This is a genomic window from Dactylosporangium siamense (assembly GCF_016862795.1).
Taxonomy (GTDB): Bacteria; Actinomycetota; Actinomycetes; order Mycobacteriales; family Micromonosporaceae; genus Dactylosporangium; species Dactylosporangium siamense.
The window spans coordinates 1-18,710 of sequence record NZ_BONQ01000045.1 but is presented as its reverse complement, the minus strand read 5'-3'; the positions used below and the strand labels follow the sequence as shown (position 1 = coordinate 18,710).

Below are 18,710 nucleotides of genomic sequence, written 5' to 3'. Positions count from 1 at the left end.
CCCGCCAGGCGAGGCGAGCCGCTCCACGCCGGCCGTTGACACTGCTGCCGGCACGGCCATGGAACGCCATCCACCGGGGCGCCGACAACGTCTCGGACACGTCGCGGCCTTCGATCATGCGGGTGCGCGTTGTGGCGCGGGGAAGGGGCCGGAGCGCTCGGACGCAGACAGATCCGGGCGGCGTCCCGGTCGGTGATCGACGGAGTGTGCTGGTCGCCCAGGCGACCACGCGCCGACTCCGATCCAACCGCGGCATGCGGGGCCCGACTTCGAGCACGGCGAAGGGGAGCGGAGCCGGACCCCGCCCCCGATCACCGGTGCGTCAGGTGCGGATCAGGGCCAGGAGCAGCACGATGCCCGCGCGGCCGAGGTAGATGGTGGACTTCACGGGGGAGTTGCTCGGGGTGCCGGCCATCCGGGGGCGCATCGCCACCGGGATCTGGGTGACCTTGTAGTCGGAGCGGGCGACCCGCACCAGCACCTCGATCGTGTCGCCCAGGTACTCCGCCGGGTACCAGTGTGCGAAGAGCTCGATCAGCCGGCGGTTGCAGGCCCGGTGGCCCGACGTGGTGTCGGTGAGCCTGGTCCGGGACAGCCGCGACAGCACCACGGACAGCATCCGCATCGCCCACTTGCGTGGGCCGCTGACCTGGTAGCCGCCCTCACCCGCGAAGCGGGCGCCGATGACCAGGTCGTGCTCGTCGAGGGCGTCGACGAGCTTCGGGATGTACCGCGGGTCGTGCTGGCCGTCCGCGTCGACCTGGATCGCCACGTCGTAGCCGTGGTCGCGGGCGTAGCGGTACCCGGTCCGCATGGCGCCGCCGACGCCCAGGTTGAACGGCAGCCGGGCCACGATCGCGCCGGCCTCGGCGGCGCGGATCGCGGTGTCGTCGCCGGAGCCGTCGTCCACGACGATGATGTCGACGCCGGGGAGCTCGCCGTGGACCTCGGTGACGACGTCGCCGATCGAGGCGGCCTCGTTCCAGGCCGGGATGATGATCAGGACCTTCTTACCGTTGATCATCGGGGACCTCGATGGTGGGCGCGGGCACCGCGGAGGAGTTGCGAGGGTGGCCGAGCTCGCTGCGCAGCAGTGCCAGGTCCTCGGCCAGGGTCCGGGTCTCCTCCTCCAGGCGGCTCACCTCCCAGCTGAGGTGCACCGTGACCAGCAGCAGGAACACGATGCCGAGGAACAGCACCAGGCTGACCCCGGACGCGATCCCGATCGCCTCGGCGAGGTTGTTGGTCAGGAACGGGAAGAACGCGAGGGGCACGATCACGATGCTCACGACGAGCCAGAGGATCGCGTACTTCTCCTGCAGCTGCCGCCGGCGCAGCAGCTCCACCATGAAGGCGAGGACCGCGAGGGCGGTGAGCCCAGTGACGATGATGAGTTTCATCGGGCACTCTCCTGGACGGCCGCGAACGCGGGGTCGCGCAGGGCCGCGGTCAGCATGGTATGCCAGTCCCGCATCGGGGCCATCCCCGCGGCCGCCCAACGGTCGTGACCGAGGACGCTGTACGAGGGCCGCACCGCCGGTGTCACGTAGGCGGCGCTGGTCGTGCGGCGGACCCGGTCGGGGTCGAGGCCGGACAGCGAGAACACCGCCTGGGCGAGCCCGTGCCACGTCGTCGTCCCGGACGCCGTGCCGTGGTAGATCCCGGCGGGGGCGTCGGAGTCGGCCAGGGCGACGAGACGCTCGGCCAGGTCCCGCGACCAGGTCGGCTGACCCACCTGGTCGTCGACCACGTCGAGGAACTCCCGTGTGGCGGCGAGGCGCAGCATCGTCTTGACGAAGTTGCGGCCCTGCGCGCCGTACAGCCACGCGGTGCGCACCACGTAGCCGGACGACGGCAGCGTGGTCAGCACACTGGTCTCGCCGAACAGCTTGCTGTGCCCGTAGGCGTTCAGGGGCGCCGTCGGCGCGTCCTCGGCGTAGGGCGCCGTCCCCTGACCGTCGAACACGTAGTCGGTGGAGACGTGCACGAGTCGTGCACCATGGGCGCGGCACGCCTGGGCGAGCACCGTCACGCCCGTGCCGTTGACGGCGAGCGCGGACTCGTAGGCGGTCTCCGCACCGTCCACATCGGTCCAGGCCGCCGCGTTGAACACCACGTCGTGACCGGCGATCACGGCGTGGGCCGCGTGGGGGTCGGTGATGTCCAGGTCGGCCCGCCGCAGGGCGGTGACCGGACGCCCCGCGAGCGCCTCGAGGAGGTCCTGGCCGAGCATCCCGCCCGCGCCGGTGACCAGGTAGCGCGTCACAGGGCCGCGCGCGTCTTGAGGGGCTCCCACCAGGAGCGGTTTTCCTTGTACCAGGCCACCGTCGCCGCGATGCCGGCCTCGAACGTGACGGCGGGCGCGTAGCCGAGCTCGTCGCTGATCTTCTCGTGGCTCAGCGAGTACCGCCGGTCGTGGCCCTTGCGGTCCTCGACGGGACGCACCGCCGACCAGTCGCGACCGGTCGCCTCGAGGAGGACCTCGGTCAGCTCGCGGTTGGTCAGTTCACGGCCGCCGCCGATGTTGTACACCTCACCCGCGCGACCCTTCTCCAGGGCCAGCTGGATGCCGGCGCAGTGGTCGGAGACGTGCAGCCAGTCGCGGATGTTGCCGCCGTCGCCGTACAGCGGGACCTGCTCGCCGTCGATGAGGTTGGTGACGAACAGCGGGATGACCTTCTCCGGGAACTGGTAGTGGCCGTAGTTGTTCGAGCAACGGGTGACCACGACCTCCATCCCGTGGGTGCGGTGGTAGGCGAGCACGAGCAGGTCGGAGCCGGCCTTCGAGGCGGAGTACGGCGAGTTGGGCTGCAGCGGCCACTCCTCGGTCCAGGAGCCCTCGTCGATCGACCCGTACACCTCGTCGGTCGACACGTGCAGGAACCGGCCGACGCCGGCCCGTCGCGCCGCGTCGAGGAGGACCTGGGTGCCGATGACGTTGGTGGTCACGAACGGCCCAGCGCCGAGGATGGACCGGTCGACGTGCGACTCGGCGGCGAAGTGCACGACCGCGTCGTGGCCGGGCATGAGCTGCTCGACCAGGTCGGTGTCGCAGATGTCGCCCTCGACGAAGGTGACGGCATCTGAAACTGACGCCAGATTGTCGCGATTGCCGGAATAGGTGAGCTTGTCGAGCACGGTAACGGCCGCGCCGGCATAGGCCGGGTAACCGCCTCCGAGGAGGGTGCGGACGTAGTGGGAGCCGATGAACCCGGCACCGCCGGTGACGAGGATTCTCACGGGATCGGGAGTCTAGTCCACCCGGACGGGCACTGAGTCGACCCAGGGTCAGGTCAACCCGTAGGGTGGCCGGGTGCGTGGCATTATCCTCGCCGGTGGCACCGGCTCCCGCCTCTGGCCGCTGACGAAAGCGGTGTCGAAGCAGCTCATGCCTGTTTTCGACAAACCGATGATCTACTACCCGCTCACAACGTTGGTGATGGCGGGCATCCGCGAGATCCTCGTGATCACCACCCCGGAGGACCAGGACCAGTTCGAGAGACTGCTCGGCGACGGCACCCAGTGGGGCCTCGAGATCAGTTACGCGGCGCAACCACGCCCCGAGGGGCTCGCCCAGGCGTTCATCATCGGCGCCGATTTCATCGGTGACGACACGGTCGCGCTGGTGCTCGGCGACAACATCTTCCACGGCGCGCAGCTCGGCCAGCGTCTCGCCGACAGCAACGACCTCAAGGGCGGGCGGGTCTTCGCCTACCCGGTGGCCAACCCGCAGGAATACGGCGTCGTGGAGTTCGACGACGACGGCAAGGTGCTGTCGATCGAGGAGAAGCCGGCCCGGCCGAAGTCGCGCTACGCGGTGCCCGGGTTGTACTTCTACGACAACCGGGTCGTCGAGATCGCCCGGGACCTCAAGCCCAGCGCCCGGGGCGAGCTGGAGATCACCGCCGTCAACGCGGCCTACCTGGAGCGCGACGAGTTGCACGTCGCGATCCTGGATCGCGGCACGGCGTGGCTGGATACGGGTACGTTCAACACGATGGTCCAGGCCGCCGAGTTCGTCCGCGTGATCGAGGAGCGGCAGGGCCTCAAGATCGGTTGCGTGGAAGAGGTCGCGTGGCGCGCGGGCTTCATCGACGACGCACAGCTGCGGGCACTGGCGGAGCCGTTGCGCAAGAGCGGCTACGGCGAGTACCTGATCCAGCTGCTCGAATGGGAAGCCTGAGCACATGAGCCGACCGAGCATCACAACGACGTCGCGACGGGTGGGGCCGCACACGTGAAGTTCCGACAGCTGTCGATCGCCGGTTCCTGGGAGATCACCCCGGTGCTGCGTGGCGATCCCCGTGGGATGTTCATGGAGTTCTACCGGTTCGACCACCTCGCGGCCGAGGTCGGGCACCCACTGCGGCTGGCCCAGGGCAACCTTTCGGTGTCCGCGCGGGGGGTCGTGCGGGGCATCCACTTCGCCGACGTGCCGCCGGGCCAGGCGAAGTACGTCACCTGCACCCGGGGCGCCGTGCTCGACGTAGTCGTCGACATCCGGGTCGGATCTCCGACATTCGGCCGCTGGGAGGGCGTGCAGCTCGACGACGTCGACCGCCGGGCGGTGTACATCGCCGAGGGCCTCGGGCACGGCTTCTGCGCGCTCACCGACGACGCCACGATCACGTACCTGTGCTCGGAGACCTACAACCCGACGGGTGAGCACGGCATCCACCCGCTCGACCCGGACCTCGGCATCGTGTGGCCCGTCGACGAGCCGCAGCTGTCCGCCCGGGACGCCGCGGCGCCGTCGCTCGCGCAGATGCGCGCCGAGGGGCGGCTGCCCGACTTCACCACCTGCGAGGCGTATACACAAAGTCTGCGGGCACAATAGGGTCGGATCGGGGCTCCGGCGGCTAATGTTCCTACATGGACCGGCGAATTTTCGGCCTTGAGACCGAATACGGGGTCACGTGCACCTATCGGGGACAGCGCCGCCTGTCACCCGACGAGGTCGCCCGCTATCTGTTCCGGCGCGTCGTTTCCTGGGGCCGTTCCAGCAACGTGTTCCTGCGAAACGGCGCGCGCCTCTATCTGGATGTCGGCTCCCACCCGGAATACGCGACGCCCGAGTGTGACTCGGTGCCCGACCTGGTCACCCACGACCGGGCCGGCGAGCGGATCCTCGAAGGCCTGCTGGTCGACGCCGAGCGCCGGCTGCACGACGAGGGGATCGCGGGCGAGATCTACCTGTTCAAGAACAACACCGACTCCGCCGGCAACTCGTATGGCTGCCATGAGAACTATCTGGTCAGCCGGCACGGCGAGTTCGGACGTCTCGCCGACATCCTGATCCCGTTCCTCGTCACCCGCCAGCTCATCTGCGGCGCCGGCAAGGTGCTGCAGACCCCGCGCGGCGCGGTCTACTGCCTGTCGCAGCGCGCCGAGCACATCTGGGAGGGCGTCTCCTCGGCGACCACCCGGTCCCGCCCGATCATCAACACCCGCGACGAGCCGCACGCCGACGCCGAGCGATACCGGCGGCTGCACGTCATCGTCGGCGACTCCAACATGAACGAGGTCACCACGCTGCTCAAGGTCGGCACCGCCGACATCGTGCTGCGGATGATCGAGGCCGGCGTCGCCATGCGCGACCTCTCGCTGGAGAACCCGATCCGCGCCATCCGGGAGGTGTCGCACGACATCACCGGCCGCCGCCGGGTCCGCCTCGCCAGCGGCAAGGAGGTCAGCGCGCTGGAGATCCAGCAGGAGTACTTCGACAAGGCCACCGAGTTCCTCGACCGGCGCGGCGCCGACGCGGCGACCAAGCGGGTCATGGAGCTGTGGGGCCGGGTCCTCAACGCGGTGGAGAGCGGCCGGCTCAAGGACGTCGAGCGGGAGATCGACTGGGTGACCAAGCTCGGTCTGATCGAGCGCTACCAGAACAAGCACGACCTGCCGCTGTCCCACCCCCGGGTGGCGCAGATGGACCTGGCGTATCACGACCTGCGCCGCGGCCGGGGCCTCTACGGCCTGCTCGAGAAGCGCGGCAAGGTCGACCGGGTGTCCAGCGACCTCGACATCTTCGAGGCGAAGGAGACCCCGCCGCAGACCACGCGGGCCCGCCTGCGCGGTGAGTTCATCCGGCACGCGCAGGAGCGCCGCCGCGACTTCACCGTCGACTGGGTCCACCTGAAGCTCAACGACCAGGCGCAGCGCACCGTGCTGTGCAAGGACCCGTTCCGGGCCTACGACGAGCGCGTCGACCGACTGATCGCCAGTATGTGAACGTTGGGTTAGGCTGGCCGGCGCTATGGATGACAACCCCGCCGGTCAGCCCGCCCCGAAGCCCAAGGCGAGCGACAATCCGGACAAGCCGCGGTCCAACCGCCACGGTCGTCGGTTGCAGCGCATCCGCGAGGAGATCGAGCGCAACCGGACCGACGGCCCCGCGATCCCGACCTGGGTCCTCGCACTCATCCTCGTGCTCATCATCGCCGCCGTGGCCGCGCTGGTGGTGTTCTCGTGAAACGCCTCGCCACGGCGCTCGCCGCCGCACTGCTCCTGGCCGGCTGCACCGACGACGGGGAGCGCCGCACCCCGATGCCCGTCGCTCCCACCGATGCCGGCCAGGCGTCCGCCCTGCCGCTGCCCTCACCGAGCCTGCCGCCGGTCGTCAACTCCGACGGCTGCCAGGGCCTCGTCACCGCCGCCCAGGTGCAGAAGGCCACCGGGCTGCCGGTGCAGGCCAGCGCGGGTGACGGCGCCGCCGCCGTGGCGCAGTACGGCCAGGCCGTGCAGAGCCTCGGCCTGAACGCCCGGGCCCGGATGTGCCCGTTCGGCAACGGCGCCGGCGACCAGGTCACCGTCGTCGCGCTGACGTTTCCCGACGCGGCCCAGTCGCAGAAGCTCTGGACGACGATCAAGTCCCTCGAGGCGGTCGGCGGGGTCGGCGAGGCCGCGTTGAGCGACAAGTCGAAGACCCTGCTCGCCCGGCGCGGCAAGGCGATCGTCGCGGTCTACCTGGTGGCGTCCGCCGCACCCGACGCCAACCACCTCGGCCAGCTACAGTCCGTCGCCAACACCGCCCTCGCCAAGGCCTGACACGGAGCCAAGGCCTGACACTGCGCCAAGGCCTGACGCGGCGACCCGGCCGGCGACAGCCGCGGACAGGAAGTAGGCCCGGTCCTGCGGGTAGCCGCGGCCCATCGTCGACAGCTTCACCGGCAGCGACAGCAACGCTGGTTCCAGATCCTCCGACCGGGCCGTCACGATCCTGTGCGGCGGGCAGATTTTCTGCAGCTTCCCGTGTACGTCCAGCGAAAGCTCCGCCGGCAGGTCCGACGGCACGGCGAGGTCGGCCGGCGCGAGGGCGACCCGCCCGAACGCGGTCATGCTGTGGTGCGACACGCCCCGGTGCCGGGGTCGCGGGTCCGCGTCGGAGATGCGCGGCGCGGCGACCGGCCGGCCGCCCAGCGCCGCGACCGCGTTGACCGCCTCACCCGCGGCCACCCCGGAGAAGCCCCACTCGGTGCCGGTGCCGAGGTTGCCCGGGCCCTGCGTGACGATCGCCAGGTCGGCGCCGAGCCCGTGGCGGGCGGCGAGCAGGCCGCTGTGCACGTTGGTCGACTCCAGGTCGCCGCCGAACGCCTGGCCGGTGGTGACCGTGCCGGCGAGCAGCGGGCGCAGTGCGTCCAGGGTGCGGGAGAACCAGGCGGGCAGCGCGCCGCCGTCGGTCATCACGTACGCGACCCGGGCGTCGGGCCGGTCGGCGAGGATTCCGGCGAGGATCGCGGGCAGCGCCGAGTGCAGGTCCGCCACCACCACCGGCATATGCGAAATATCAGATTTGTCGGATAGCGCCGCGCGCAGCGGCGACGCCTCCTCGTCGGCGGCGAGGACCACCGCCTGCAACGGCGTGTACCGGGCCTTGACCACGTGGCCGGGGACGTCGACGTCATCCGGCAGGCGGTCCGGAATGGCGACGATCAACGCGTACCCACCGGTGCCGAGGCCCAGGGCGAGCGCGTTGACGTTGAGCAGCACCCGGTCACCGACCCGCGGGGTCCCGACGAGGGCCGGATACGCCAGGGCCCGCACCTGCTCCGGATCGTCCGGGCGGCGCGCCTCCAGGGCCACCTGGACCTCGACGCTGCCGTGCCACGAGATGCGGGGCGCGACGACCGTCCCCCAGCGCCAGCGGATCATCGGCACAACTTATCGTGTCTGGTTTTCGCACCCCGTGATTGGCCCGTGACGTTACGAACGGTCACCGCGTGGGCGACGCCGGACGCGCGTTCGGGCTGGTAGGTTCGCTGCGTGTCGCGGACCCGAACCGAGCGCCTGGTCAATCTGGTGATCTGCCTGCTCTCGACACGCCGCTTCCTGACCGCCGGTCAGATCGCCTCCATCGTGCCCGGCTATGAGCACGACCCAGAGGACGAGCGCGACCACGAGGCGTTCCAGCGCAAGTTCGAGCGGGACAAGGCCGAGCTGCGCGAGCTCGGCGTGCCCCTGGAGATCGGCACGCCGTCGGTGTGGGACAACGAGCCGGGCTACCGCATCGCCCGCCGTGAGTATGCACTGCCCGACATCCCCCTCGCGCCGGACGAGGCGGCCGCCGTCGGCATCGCCGCCCGCCTGTGGCAGCAGACCGGTCTCGCCGCCGCCGCGTCCTCGGGACTGGCGAAGCTGCGCGCCGGCGGCATCGACGTCGACCCGCACGCCACGCTCGGCGTCGAGGCCGTCGTCACCGTCGACCCGGCGTTCGAGCCGCTCACCGCCGCGGTCCGCGACCGGCAGGCGGTCACGTTCGACTACCACGTGCCCGAGCGCGACGCCGCCCGCACCCGCAAGCTGCAGCCGTGGGGCGTCGTGTGCTGGCGCGGCCGCTGGTATGTCGTCGGCCACGACCTGGAGCGCGGCGCCGAGCGCTGCTTCCGGCTGTCCCGGATCGTCAGCGGCGTCCGGCGGGTCGGCCGGCGCGGGGTGTATGAGCCACCGAAGGTCGACCTGATCGCCTACGTCGCGAAGACCAGCGGGCCTGTCGAGCGCACCAGCCGCGCCAGCGTCCTCGTGCGGCCCGGCCGCGCCGCCGGGGTGCGCCGCTGGGCGGAGACGTGCGTGCCCGGCCCGGACGGCGACCGGCTCACGCTGCGCTACGCCGACGTCGACTTCTTCGCCGGCTGGCTGGTCGGCTATGGCGCCGACGTCGTCGTGCTCGACCCGCCGGAGCTGCGCGAGGAGGTCGTCAAGCGGCTCAAGGCGATCGTCGCCGCGGGCGCTCCGGCTGACGGCGCTCCGGCCGCGGGCGCTTCCGCCGAGGGCGCCTCCGCCGGGGACCGGGCGGAGGTGGCGGTGTGACGACGTCGGTGGACCGGCTCGGCCGGTTGCTGAATCTGGTGCCGTATCTGCAGGCCCGCCCGGGGATCACCCTCGCGGAGGCGGCGTCGGACCACGACATCACCGAGCGCCAGCTGCGCGAGGACCTGGAGTTGCTGTGGCTGTGCGGCCTGCCCGGCTACGGCCCCGGCGACCTGATCGACATGGCATTCGTCGGCGACGGTGTCACCGTCACCTATGACGCCGGCATCGACCGCCCGCTCCGGCTGACCCCCGACGAGGCCCTGGCGCTCATCGTCGCCCTGCGCACCCTCGCCGAGACCCCGGGCGTCGCCCAGCGCGACGGCGTCCACCGTGCCCTCGCCAAGATCGAGCACGCCGCCGGTGACCTCGCCGACGCGCCCGTCGCCGTCCGCATCCCCGGCAACGCCGACCGCCTCGAGGAGCTGCGCGGTGCGGTGGAGCGCCGTCACGCGCTGCGGATCACGTACTACACGGCGACCCGGGACGAGACCTCCGAACGCGTCGTGGACCCCATGCGGGTCCTCGTCGTCGGCCGCTGGGCCTATCTGGAGGCCTGGTGCCGCCGCGCGCAGGCGGTCAGGCTGTTCCGGGTCGACCGGATCGACGCCTCCACGGAGCTGGAGGAGCCGGCCCGCGTGCCCGTCCAGGCCGAGCCGACCGACACCCGCACCGGCACCCTGTTCCGCCCCACGCCCGACCTGCCGCTCGTCACGCTGCGGGTGGGGCGGGGCGCCCGCTGGATCACCGAGCAGTATCCGTGCGAGGAGGTCGTGCGGGGGCCCGGGGAGCACTGGACGGTGTCGCTGCGCGCGTCCGACCTGGACTGGGCCCGGCGGATGGTGCTCGGGCTGGGCGCCGAGGTGACGGTCCTCTCGCCGCCGGAGCTCGCGGCCACCGTCGTCGACACGGCCCGCACCGCCCTGGCGGCCTATGACGCGCCGGTGCCGGCGCTGCCCTGATCCGCCGGTGTCCGTCCTGCCCTGACCCGCCGGATCTCGTCCTGCCCTGACCCGCCGGCTCTCGTCCTGCCCTGATCCGCTGGTGCCAGTCCTGCCCTGACCCGCCGGTGCCAGTCCTGCACTGACCTGCTGGTGCCCGTCCTGCCCTGACCCGCTGGTTCGGGCCGCCGGTGCTGCGGGGGCTGCCGCTGGTTCGGGGCTGTCGCTGCTGCGAGGTCGCCGTGTGCCGCGCTGCCGCGCACTGCCGGGTGGACTAAGGTCGGTCCGTGCTCTGGTGGATCTCGGGCGGCATCGTCCTGCTCTCGCTCATCGTCCTCGGCGTGGCCGTGATGTCGACGGCGGCCCGCGTGCGTCAGTTCGGTAACACCGCACTGTCGCTGCAGCGGCGGCTCCTCGACGGCGAGCAGCGACTGCGGCCCCACCTGGCACAGTTGCAGCAGACCGCGGAGGCGATGCAGCCCCGCCTGGAGGCCATGCAGGAGCAGGCGTTGATCATCCAGGCGCGCCGAGGCCAGCTCGAAGACGCTGATCAGCGCCCTGCCGTGCATAACAGTTAAGAAACCTGGCGGATCAACCGGGCAAATAACGCCTTTGTCCGGACGGATGGTTGACGATCGGGCGTTCCAGCGTCAACACTCGTCAGGACTTCAGCGGCCGGACCCCTTCCCGCAACCCGGCCTCTGCCCGTCACCCGATGTCACCAGTACGATGGGTCGGGCAATACAAGACTGTGAGGTGGCTTCACATGGGTGCACTCAAGCCGTGGCACATCCTCGTGCTGGTGGTGGTCCTGGTCCTGCTGTTCGGCGCCAAGCGTCTGCCTGACGCGGCGCGGTCGCTGGGTCGTTCGCTGCGCATCATCAAGGCGGAGACGAAGGGTCTCGCCGACGACGACGTCGACGCCAAGGCGGAGGCCCAGTCGGGTCGCGCGCCGCTGTCCGGCACGATCGACGACAACAAGCCGTCGCCCGCGCCGACCGTGGATCCCGTCAACCGCGTTCACGAGCGCTGAGGCGCTAGATCGTCGTGAGCGTCCTCGCCGGGCGGCGCCGGAACAAGGCGCCGTCGCAGTTCGAACGCGCCGCAGACGGCTCCATGACCCTCATGGAGCACCTGCGGGAGCTGCGCAGCCGCCTGTTCAAGGCAAGTCTCGGTCTGGTCCTCGGGTTCGGCATCGGTTACTGGCTCTCCAAGCCGGCGATCAACATCGTCAAGGACCCCGTCTGTAAAGTGATGGAGCCTCGCTTCGGCGAGTGCAAGTTCGTCCAGCTCGGCGTCGCCGACGTCTTCCTGCTGCAGCTGAAGGTCGGCCTGTGGCTCGGCCTGCTGATCACCGCCCCCTGGTGGATGTATCAGCTGTGGGCGTTCATCGCTCCCGGCCTGCACCGCAACGAGCGCAAGTATGCGTATATCTTCATCTCGATCGCGGCGCCTCTTTTCGCGCTCGGCGCGTACCTCGCGTGGTTCGCCCTCGGTCACGGCCTCGAATACCTGCTGCCGGACAAGGACTTCATCGAGACGTCGCTGGACATCACCCGCTACGTCGACTTCATCACCACCGGCATGCTGGTGTTCGGCGTCGCGTTCGAGTTCCCGCTGATCGCGATGATGCTCAACTTCGCCGGCGTCCTGAGCGGTCGCAAGCTGCTCGGCTGGTGGCGGACCGTCGTCTTCATCTTCTTCGCCTTCGCCGCGGTCGCCACCCCGACCCCCGACCCGTTCACCATGACGGGCCTGGCCCTGGCGATGTCACTGCTGTATTTCGGGGCCGTCGCGGTCGCGCTGATCAACGACCGGCGCAAGGGCCGTAACCAGTCCATCTACGGCGACGTGTCCGACGACGAGATCTCCTCGCTCGACGACTACGCGCCGGAGCCCGTCGCGGCCGCCACCTCCGTCGGTGGCTACGACCCGGTCGAGGCGCCGACCCCCGTGGACGCGCCGACCCCGGTCGAACGCCCCAGGTCGCTCGACAGCCGCTACGACGACATCACCTGATCCGCCGTCAGACCCGCACCACCGCTGCCGCGCCCGCCGAGCAACCTTCGGCGGGCGCGCTGCCGTCCCAGGACCTCGATCTCCAGGCAACGCACCTGGCGCGGACCGTGCCTGCGCCCGACCGACCTGGGTGATGGGTCCGAAGCCGTTGCACCAGTACCCGCGCACCGCGACCAAGGCCCACCAGCGGCGATCACCCCGCCTCGCACAGACCGGAAGGACAGGGTGGGTCGTGAATGCTGTGCGTGCGGCGGCGCAGGACCTAGCATCCGTCGCGTGAACATTGCGTTGCTCGCCAACCCGACGGCCGGTAAAGGGCGGAAGGCCGGGCTGCTGCCCGAGGTCGTGGCGCGGCTGCGGGCGGGTGGGCACACCGTCGACGTGGTCACCGCCGGCAGCCGCGACGCCATGGTCGACCTCGGCCGGCAGGCCGTCGCCGACGGGCGGGCCGTGGTGGCCATGGGGGGCGACGGCACCGTGCACCTCGGCCTGCAGGCGGTCGCGGGGACCGGGGCACCGTTCGGGATCGTGCCCGCCGGCACCGGCAACGACTTCGCGGTCCGTCTCGGGTTGCCCGGAGACACCCTCGCCGCGGCCGAGGCGATCGCGGCGCACACCCGTACCACATCCATCGACCTCGCCAAGGTCAGCGGTGGGGGCACCACGGCCTGGTTCGGGGCGGTCATGGCCGCCGGGTTCGACGCGTTCGTCAACGAGCGGGCCAACCGGATGCGCTGGCCGAGGGGTCCGCAGCGCTACAACCTGGCCATCGTGGCGGAGTTGCTGGCGTTGCGCAGCCGGCGGTACCAGATGCGCATCGACGAGGTGGAGAGCGAGTTCGACTCGGTGCTCGTCGCGATCGGCAACACCGAGAGCTACGGCGGCGGGTTCCGGATCGTGCCCGGCGCGGACCCGACCGACGGGCTGCTGGACGTGGTCGTCGCCGAGCCCCTCAGCCGGCGCACGCTGATGCGGTTGCGGCCGAAGGTGTTCAAGGGCACACATGTCGAAGACCCTCGGGTGTCGACGTTCCGGGCCCGGCGGATCGAGCTGGCCGCCGAGGGGGTCACCGCGTACGCCGACGGGGAGCGGATCTGCCCGCTCCCCGTGACGATCGAGTGTGTTCCCGGCGCCCTGAACCTGATCGGTTAGGCGGCGTTGTGGATCCGCACGGTCACGCCGTTCGCGGACGGGGTGGTGGAGACGTCGGACTCGGTGACACCGTCGGGCAGGGAGAAGCTGCGGCTGAACGAGCTGGAGCTGGACGAGCTCGACGAGAACGTGGCGCCCCCCTCCGAGCTGTGCGACGAGGTGCTCGTGCCACCGCCGCCCTTGATCGTGAGCCGTCCGCCGGAGACCTGCACGTCGACGTCGGAGGCGTTGACGCCGTCGACGGTGATGACGAGGTCGTCGCCGTCGGTGGCGGTGGAGACGGAGGCGGAGTGGGCGTGGGACGCGGCGTGGCCGACCTCGGACTCGATGCGGGCGAGCGCGTCCGACGGGTTCCAACGGCTTAACGGCATGATGATCCTCCGGAAGTCAAACGGTCTGTGTCTCTGCACTGTCGCCGCCTGGCGGGGAGCCGACAAGCGCACAGGCGGTGTTGCGACAGTGGTTCCCACCGAAGGCAACATTTAAAGCAGACGCAGCACCGCGCTGAGACCGTGCACCTTGCCCGGGTCACTCTCCGGCAGGACAAGGACGCTGCAGCCCGCCGCGGCGGCGCCGGCGTCGGCGGGGGAGTCGCCGACCATCAACGTGCGCTCCGGGTCGGTGCGCAGCGCCGCGCAGGCCTTCCAGAAGATGGCGGGGTCCGGCTTGCAGCGGCCCACCTCGTAGGAGAGCACGAACTCGTCGACCAGGTCGGCGAAGCCCAGCTGGCCGGCCAGGTCCCGCAGGTCGAACCCGATATTGGAGACCACCGCGACCGGGATGCCGCGCGCCCGCAGCGCCTGGAGGGTGGGGATGGTGTCGGCGTACAGCTGCCAGCCGTCAGCCATGAGCAGCCGGTCGTAGAGGGCCTCGGCGAGGTCGGCGTCGACCGTCGCGGCCAGCCCTTCGTAGGCGGCCCGGTGCGCGGCGACGGACAGGTCCCGGTCCGCCCACACCTCGGCGAGGTGCGCGGGCACCCGGTGCGGTTTCGGCCCGCCGGCCCGCCCGGCGGTGGTCAACCGGTCGGCGAGGACGGTGGCCCGGCCCCGGTCCAGGGCGGTGCCGAGGCTCGAAGCGGCTGACGTCACCCACCTGACGGGGTCCTCCACCTGCGCGATCGTCCCGTGGAAGTCCAGGAGCACGGCCTCGACGGGCCGCCATGTACTTGGTGGTTCAGCGCTTTCCGGCACGCCAGCACGATACCCATGAGCGGATCCGGGCATCTTTCGCCTAGCCTTGGGGTCATGAACACCCCCGCCGAGCGGTACGAAGCGGCCCAGAGGCGGGCTGAGCGACCTGCCCTGACCGAGTTCGTGGACGAGCTGGACTTCGCGCTCGACCCGTTCCAGGTCGAGGCGTGCGACGCGCTGGAGCGCGGCACCGGCGTGCTGGTGTGCGCGCCGACCGGCGCCGGAAAGACCGTGGTCGGCGAGTTCGCGGTCCACCTGGCGTTGCGGCAGGGACGCAAGTGCTTCTACACGACGCCGATCAAGGCGCTGTCGAACCAGAAGTACAACGACCTGGTCCAGCGCTACGGCGCCGAGCGCGTCGGCCTGCTGACCGGCGACAACGCGATCAACGGCGACGCGCCGGTCGTGGTGATGACCACCGAGGTCCTGCGCAACATGCTCTACGCCGGCTCCGCGACCCTGGAGGGCCTCTCCTTCGTCGTGATGGACGAGGTGCACTACCTCGCCGACCGGTTCCGCGGCGCGGTCTGGGAAGAGGTGATCATCCACCTGCCCGACTCGGTGACGCTGGTCTCCCTCTCGGCGACGGTGTCCAACGCGGAGGAGTTCGCCGACTGGCTCGTCACCGTGCGGGGCGAGACCACGGTCGTGGTCAGCGAGCACCGGCCGGTGCCGCTGTGGCAGCACATGCTGATCGACCGGCGGATGTTCGACCTCTTCCACGACGCGGAGGCGGCGCAGAAGCACGACGTGCACCCGGAGCTGCTGCGATATCACCGCGAGATGCTGCGACGCGCCGAGCTGGCCGGTCCCAGGGGCGGCCGGCGCAAGGGTCCGTACCGGCCCGAGATCGTCGAACGCCTCGACCGTGAGGGCCTGCTGCCGGCGATCCTGTTCATCTTCAGCCGCGCCGGCTGCGACGCCGCGGTCCAGCAGTGCCTCGCCGGCGGCCTGCGGCTCACCGCGCCCGACGAGCGGGTCGAGATCCGCACGATCGTGGAGTCCCGCACCAAGCACATCCCGAGCGAGGACCTGCAGGTGCTCGGATACTGGGAGTGGCTGGACGGTCTCGAGCGGGGCCTCGCCGCGCACCACGCCGGGATGCTGCCGGCGTTCAAGGAGGTCGTGGAGGAGCTGTTCGTCCGCGGCCTGGTGAAGGCCGTCTTCGCCACGGAGACCCTGGCGCTCGGCATCAACATGCCGGCCCGGTGCGTGGTCCTGGAGCGGCTCGTCAAGTACAACGGCGAGGCGCACGTCGACCTGACCCCCGGCGAATACACCCAGCTGACCGGCCGGGCCGGGCGCCGTGGCATCGACGTGGAGGGCCACGCGGTCGTGGTCTGGGCGCCGGAGCTCGACCCGCGGCACGTGGCGGGGCTCGCCTCGACCCGCACGTATCCGCTCAAGTCGAGCTTCCGCCCGTCGTACAACATGGCGGTGAACCTCGTCGGCAGCGTCGGCGTTCCCGCGGCCAGGGAGCTGCTGGAGAGCTCGTTCGCCCAGTTCCAGGCGGACCGGTCGGTGGTCGGACTGGCCCGGCAGGTGCAGCGCAACGTCGAAACGATCGCCACCTACGGCGCGGAGACCGCCTGCCACCTCGGCGACTTCGACGAGTACTTCGGCTTCCGGGTCGCGATCACCGAGCGGGAGCGGGCCATCGCCCGGCAGGGCGTCCAGCAGCGCCGCGCGGCCGCCCTGGAGTCCCTGGAGCGGCTGCGCCCCGGCGACGTCGTCCGGGTGCCCACCGGCCGCCGCGCCGGACTCGCGATCATCATCGACCCGGGTGTCGGTGGCCGCGGTTTCGGCGAGCCCCGCCCGCTCGTGCTCACCGAGGACCGCTGGGCCGGCCGGATCTCCGGCGCCGACTTCACCGCGGCCGTCGAGTCGCTCGGCCGGGTCAGGGTCCCGAAGCAGTTCAACTACCGCTCGGCGCAGGACCGCCGGGACCTCGCCGCGCAACTGCGGCGCCTCGACCTGGAGCCGCCCGCGCGCGCTCGGAAGCGTGGCCGGGACATCTCGGACGACGCGGAGCTCGACGGGCTGCGGGCGTCGATGCGCCGGCACCCCTGCCACCAGTGCCCGGACCGGGAGGAGCACGCCCGCTGGGCGGAGCGCCGCTGGCGGCTCGAGCGCGACACCGAGGCGCTGCGCGGCAAGGTCGCCAACCGCACCGGCTCCCTCGCCCGCACCTTCGACCGCGTCTGCGGGCTGCTCACCGACCGTGGGTACCTCTCCTCCGGCGGCACCGTCACCGACGCCGGCCGGATGCTCGCCCGCATCTGGTCCGAGACCGACCTGCTCGTGGCCGAGTGCCTGCGCCGCGGCGTGTGGGACAAGCTCGGCGCCGCCGACCTCGCCGCGGCCGCCAGCGTCCTGGTCTACGAGGCCCGCCGCGAGTCCGACGACCGCGCCTCCATCCCGCGCGGCGACGTCTCCGACGCGATCGACGCCACCATGCAGCTGTGGTCCGACCTGCGCGAGGACGAGGACTCCCGGGGCCTGCAGCTGACCCGGGAGCTGGATCTGGGCTTCGTCTGGCCGGTGTACCGGTGGGCCCGCGGCGAGTCGCTCACCAAGGTGCTCGGCAGCGTGCACGGCCTGGAGGGCGACATGCCCGCCGGCGACTTCGTGCGCTGGTCCCGTCAGGTGCTCGATCTGCTCGGCCAGCTCGCCGACGCGCCGGGCGCCTCCGACACCGTGCGGCGCACCGCCCGCCAGGCGATGGCGGCGATGACCCGCGGCGTCCTGGCATACAGCGTCATGGCGTAGTCACGGAGCGATTTTTCACTCGTTCGGATTAGAAAAATTTGTTTGGATCAGCAATGATGCTCTCGCCGGTGAGACGTTTCCGGCGCGGAAGGAAGCATCGTGGGAGAGCTGCACCATTTCACGTACGGGGCGATCACGCCGATCTTCGCGTATGCGATGTCGTTCCTGGGTTCTCTCCTCGGGCTGGTGAGCACCGCCCGGGCGCGGGCCGCCACCGACACCCGCCGCCGCGCCTGGCTGCTGGTCCTGGCCGCCTGGGCGATCGGCGGCACCGGCATCTGGGTCATGCACTTCATGGCGATGATCGGCTTCAGCGTGAGCGGCTCCCCGCTGCGCTATGACGTCGCCACCACCGTCGCGAGCTTCTTCATCGCCGTGGTCACCGTCGGCATCGGCCTGTTCATCGTCGGCCTCGGCAAGCCCACGATCTGGAAGATCCTCATCGGCGGCCCGATCACCGGCGTCTCCGTCGCCTTCATGCACTACACCGGCATGGCCGCGATGCAGATCAATGGCTCGTTCCACTATCAGAACAACCTGTACCTCGCGTCCTACGCGATCGCGGTCGTCGCCGCGACCGTCGCGCTGTGGTTCACCGTCGTGGTCCGCGGCATCCCGGCCACGATCGCGGCGGCGGCGGTGATGGGCGTCGCCGTCTGCGGCATGCACTACACCGGCATGGCGGCCATGCACGTCAACCTCACCACCGACAACGTGGCCGTGGTCCCCGGCGTCGACGTCAACTGGTTCCTCGCCCCGATCGTCCTGTTCGTCCTGGTCGTGGTCATCGCCCTGGCCAGCGCCGTGATGGCCGTCCCGTCGGAGCGCGAGCAGGCCGAGGCCGCCGCGGTCCGCGACAAGATCGCCGCCGGCGAGGCCCTGCGCACGGCCACGGCGGGCCCGGTCTTCGGCGGCGGCTCCAACTCGAACGCGGTCGCCCCGGGCACCGGGCAGGCGTTCTCAGCCCGGGCCGCCAACGGCATCGCGGACGCCCGCCGCCAACGCGGCCGCTGACGTCACCCCGCTTGTTCCCTGCCGCCGACGGTGCTCCGTTCGGCGGCAGTGGTGTCTTCCGGCGCGGTGGCCGCCGCCGGCGGGACCCAGGCGCGGTGATCGTGGCCGCGGGCCGGTTCTCTGGTGACGGCGGCGACTGCCGGCCGCTGGCGCTGGACCGCTCATGCTTCTGCCTCGTCCGGCCAGGACGGGTCTGGGTCATGGTGGCATCGTCTGGTGGCTCGGTTTCCCCGGATATGTCGGACGGCTCCGCCGCCGACATATCCGACATTTCAACATTTAGCGAGGATGCTGCGATGATCCACCGTTGCGGTCCGCG

20 protein-coding genes and 1 pseudogene are annotated in these 18,710 nt (G+C 70.9%); 14 read left to right on the top strand and 7 right to left on the bottom strand.

Annotation, left to right across the window (positions count from 1 at the left end; all coding sequences use genetic code 11):
* Positions 1-322: 322 nt before the first annotated feature.
* The 4 genes from Dsi01nite_RS14530 to rfbB are packed head-to-tail and all read right to left on the bottom strand — an operon-like array spanning position 323 to position 3,240.
* Positions 323-1,024: a glycosyltransferase family 2 protein gene (locus tag Dsi01nite_RS14530; protein WP_203846659.1), complete on the bottom strand. Its 702-nt coding sequence runs from the start codon at positions 1,022-1,024 to the stop codon at positions 323-325.
* Positions 1,011-1,400 carry a DUF2304 domain-containing protein gene (locus Dsi01nite_RS14525; RefSeq protein WP_203846658.1) on the bottom strand — a complete coding sequence of 130 codons (390 nt, stop codon included), beginning with the start codon at positions 1,398-1,400 and terminating at the stop codon, positions 1,011-1,013. The genes Dsi01nite_RS14530 and Dsi01nite_RS14525 overlap by 14 nt, the downstream gene beginning before the upstream one ends.
* Entirely contained in the window at positions 1,397-2,266 is an 870-nt protein-coding gene (gene rfbD, locus Dsi01nite_RS14520; protein ID WP_203846657.1) for a dTDP-4-dehydrorhamnose reductase, read from the bottom strand. Before rfbD ends, Dsi01nite_RS14525 begins: the two co-directional genes overlap by 4 nt.
* On the bottom strand, positions 2,263-3,240 hold the full coding sequence (gene rfbB, locus Dsi01nite_RS14515; RefSeq protein ID WP_203846656.1) for a dTDP-glucose 4,6-dehydratase: 978 nt from the start codon (positions 3,238-3,240) through the stop codon (positions 2,263-2,265). Before rfbB ends, rfbD begins: the two co-directional genes overlap by 4 nt.
* A 73-nt stretch (positions 3,241-3,313) precedes the next feature.
* On the opposite strand from rfbB, the gene rfbA reads away from it, so the two are divergent.
* The 5 genes from rfbA to Dsi01nite_RS14490 are packed head-to-tail and all read left to right on the top strand — an operon-like array spanning position 3,314 to position 7,047.
* Complete coding sequence (gene rfbA, locus Dsi01nite_RS14510; RefSeq protein ID WP_203846655.1) at positions 3,314-4,183, top strand: glucose-1-phosphate thymidylyltransferase RfbA; 870 nt, start codon at positions 3,314-3,316, stop codon at positions 4,181-4,183.
* Between the two features lie 54 nt (positions 4,184-4,237).
* Positions 4,238-4,837, top strand: coding sequence for a dTDP-4-dehydrorhamnose 3,5-epimerase family protein (locus Dsi01nite_RS14505; protein WP_203846654.1), 600 nt, complete (start codon positions 4,238-4,240; stop codon positions 4,835-4,837).
* Between the two features lie 35 nt (positions 4,838-4,872).
* Entirely contained in the window at positions 4,873-6,231 is a 1,359-nt protein-coding gene (pafA, locus tag Dsi01nite_RS14500; protein ID WP_203846653.1) for a Pup--protein ligase, read from the top strand.
* A 25-nt stretch (positions 6,232-6,256) separates the two neighbouring features.
* The gene (locus Dsi01nite_RS14495) at positions 6,257-6,472 is read left to right on the top strand and encodes a hypothetical protein (protein ID WP_203846662.1); all 216 of its coding nucleotides are present in this window, start codon (positions 6,257-6,259) and stop codon (positions 6,470-6,472) included.
* Positions 6,469-7,047, top strand: coding sequence for a hypothetical protein (locus tag Dsi01nite_RS14490; RefSeq protein ID WP_203846652.1), 579 nt, complete (start codon positions 6,469-6,471; stop codon positions 7,045-7,047). The genes Dsi01nite_RS14495 and Dsi01nite_RS14490 overlap by 4 nt, the downstream gene beginning before the upstream one ends.
* 36 nt (positions 7,048-7,083) lie before the next feature.
* Here the strand turns inward: Dsi01nite_RS14490 and Dsi01nite_RS14485 are convergent.
* Positions 7,084-8,151: pseudogene (locus tag Dsi01nite_RS14485) on the bottom strand (DUF3866 family protein); the annotation flags it as partial.
* A gap of 111 nt (positions 8,152-8,262) precedes the next feature.
* Here Dsi01nite_RS14485 and Dsi01nite_RS14480 point away from each other — a divergent pair.
* The 6 genes from Dsi01nite_RS14480 (at position 8,263) to Dsi01nite_RS14455 (ending at position 13,418) form a co-directional block, all read left to right on the top strand.
* Positions 8,263-9,306: a helix-turn-helix transcriptional regulator gene (locus Dsi01nite_RS14480; RefSeq protein ID WP_203846650.1), complete on the top strand. Its 1,044-nt coding sequence runs from the start codon at positions 8,263-8,265 to the stop codon at positions 9,304-9,306.
* Positions 9,303-10,268: a helix-turn-helix transcriptional regulator gene (locus Dsi01nite_RS14475; RefSeq protein WP_203846649.1), complete on the top strand. Its 966-nt coding sequence runs from the start codon at positions 9,303-9,305 to the stop codon at positions 10,266-10,268. The genes Dsi01nite_RS14480 and Dsi01nite_RS14475 overlap by 4 nt, the downstream gene beginning before the upstream one ends.
* 266 nt (positions 10,269-10,534) lie before the next feature.
* On the top strand, positions 10,535-10,825 hold the full coding sequence (locus Dsi01nite_RS14470) for a hypothetical protein (protein WP_203846648.1): 291 nt from the start codon (positions 10,535-10,537) through the stop codon (positions 10,823-10,825).
* Positions 10,826-11,013: 188 nt separating this feature from the next.
* Positions 11,014-11,280, top strand: coding sequence for a Sec-independent protein translocase subunit TatA (tatA, locus tag Dsi01nite_RS14465; RefSeq protein ID WP_203846647.1), 267 nt, complete (start codon positions 11,014-11,016; stop codon positions 11,278-11,280).
* An 83-nt stretch (positions 11,281-11,363) separates the two neighbouring features.
* A complete protein-coding gene (gene tatC / locus Dsi01nite_RS14460) occupies positions 11,364-12,266 on the top strand; it encodes a twin-arginine translocase subunit TatC (RefSeq protein ID WP_203846661.1) in 903 nt (300 codons plus the stop codon).
* Between the two features lie 276 nt (positions 12,267-12,542).
* Entirely contained in the window at positions 12,543-13,418 is an 876-nt protein-coding gene (locus tag Dsi01nite_RS14455; protein WP_239135892.1) for a diacylglycerol kinase, read from the top strand.
* Here Dsi01nite_RS14455 and Dsi01nite_RS14450 read toward each other — a convergent pair.
* Positions 13,415-13,789, bottom strand: a complete 375-nt coding sequence (locus tag Dsi01nite_RS14450; protein ID WP_203846646.1) for an Hsp20 family protein — start codon at positions 13,787-13,789, stop codon at positions 13,415-13,417. The two genes, Dsi01nite_RS14455 and Dsi01nite_RS14450, sit on opposite strands and share 4 nt — an antisense overlap.
* A 111-nt stretch (positions 13,790-13,900) precedes the next feature.
* The gene (locus tag Dsi01nite_RS14445; RefSeq protein WP_203846645.1) at positions 13,901-14,641 is read right to left on the bottom strand and encodes an HAD family hydrolase; all 741 of its coding nucleotides are present in this window, start codon (positions 14,639-14,641) and stop codon (positions 13,901-13,903) included.
* A 21-nt stretch (positions 14,642-14,662) separates the two neighbouring features.
* Between Dsi01nite_RS14445 and Dsi01nite_RS14440 the strand changes: the two genes are divergently transcribed.
* The 3 genes from Dsi01nite_RS14440 to Dsi01nite_RS14430 all read left to right on the top strand — a co-directional run.
* Positions 14,663-17,377, top strand: coding sequence for a DEAD/DEAH box helicase (locus Dsi01nite_RS14440; protein ID WP_203846644.1), 2,715 nt, complete (start codon positions 14,663-14,665; stop codon positions 17,375-17,377).
* Positions 17,378-17,476: 99 nt separating this feature from the next.
* A complete protein-coding gene (locus Dsi01nite_RS14435) occupies positions 17,477-18,391 on the top strand; it encodes an MHYT domain-containing protein (protein ID WP_203846643.1) in 915 nt (304 codons plus the stop codon).
* Positions 18,392-18,486: 95 nt separating this feature from the next.
* On the top strand, positions 18,487-18,710 hold a 224-nt coding region (locus tag Dsi01nite_RS14430; protein ID WP_203846642.1), incomplete at its 3' end, for a hypothetical protein.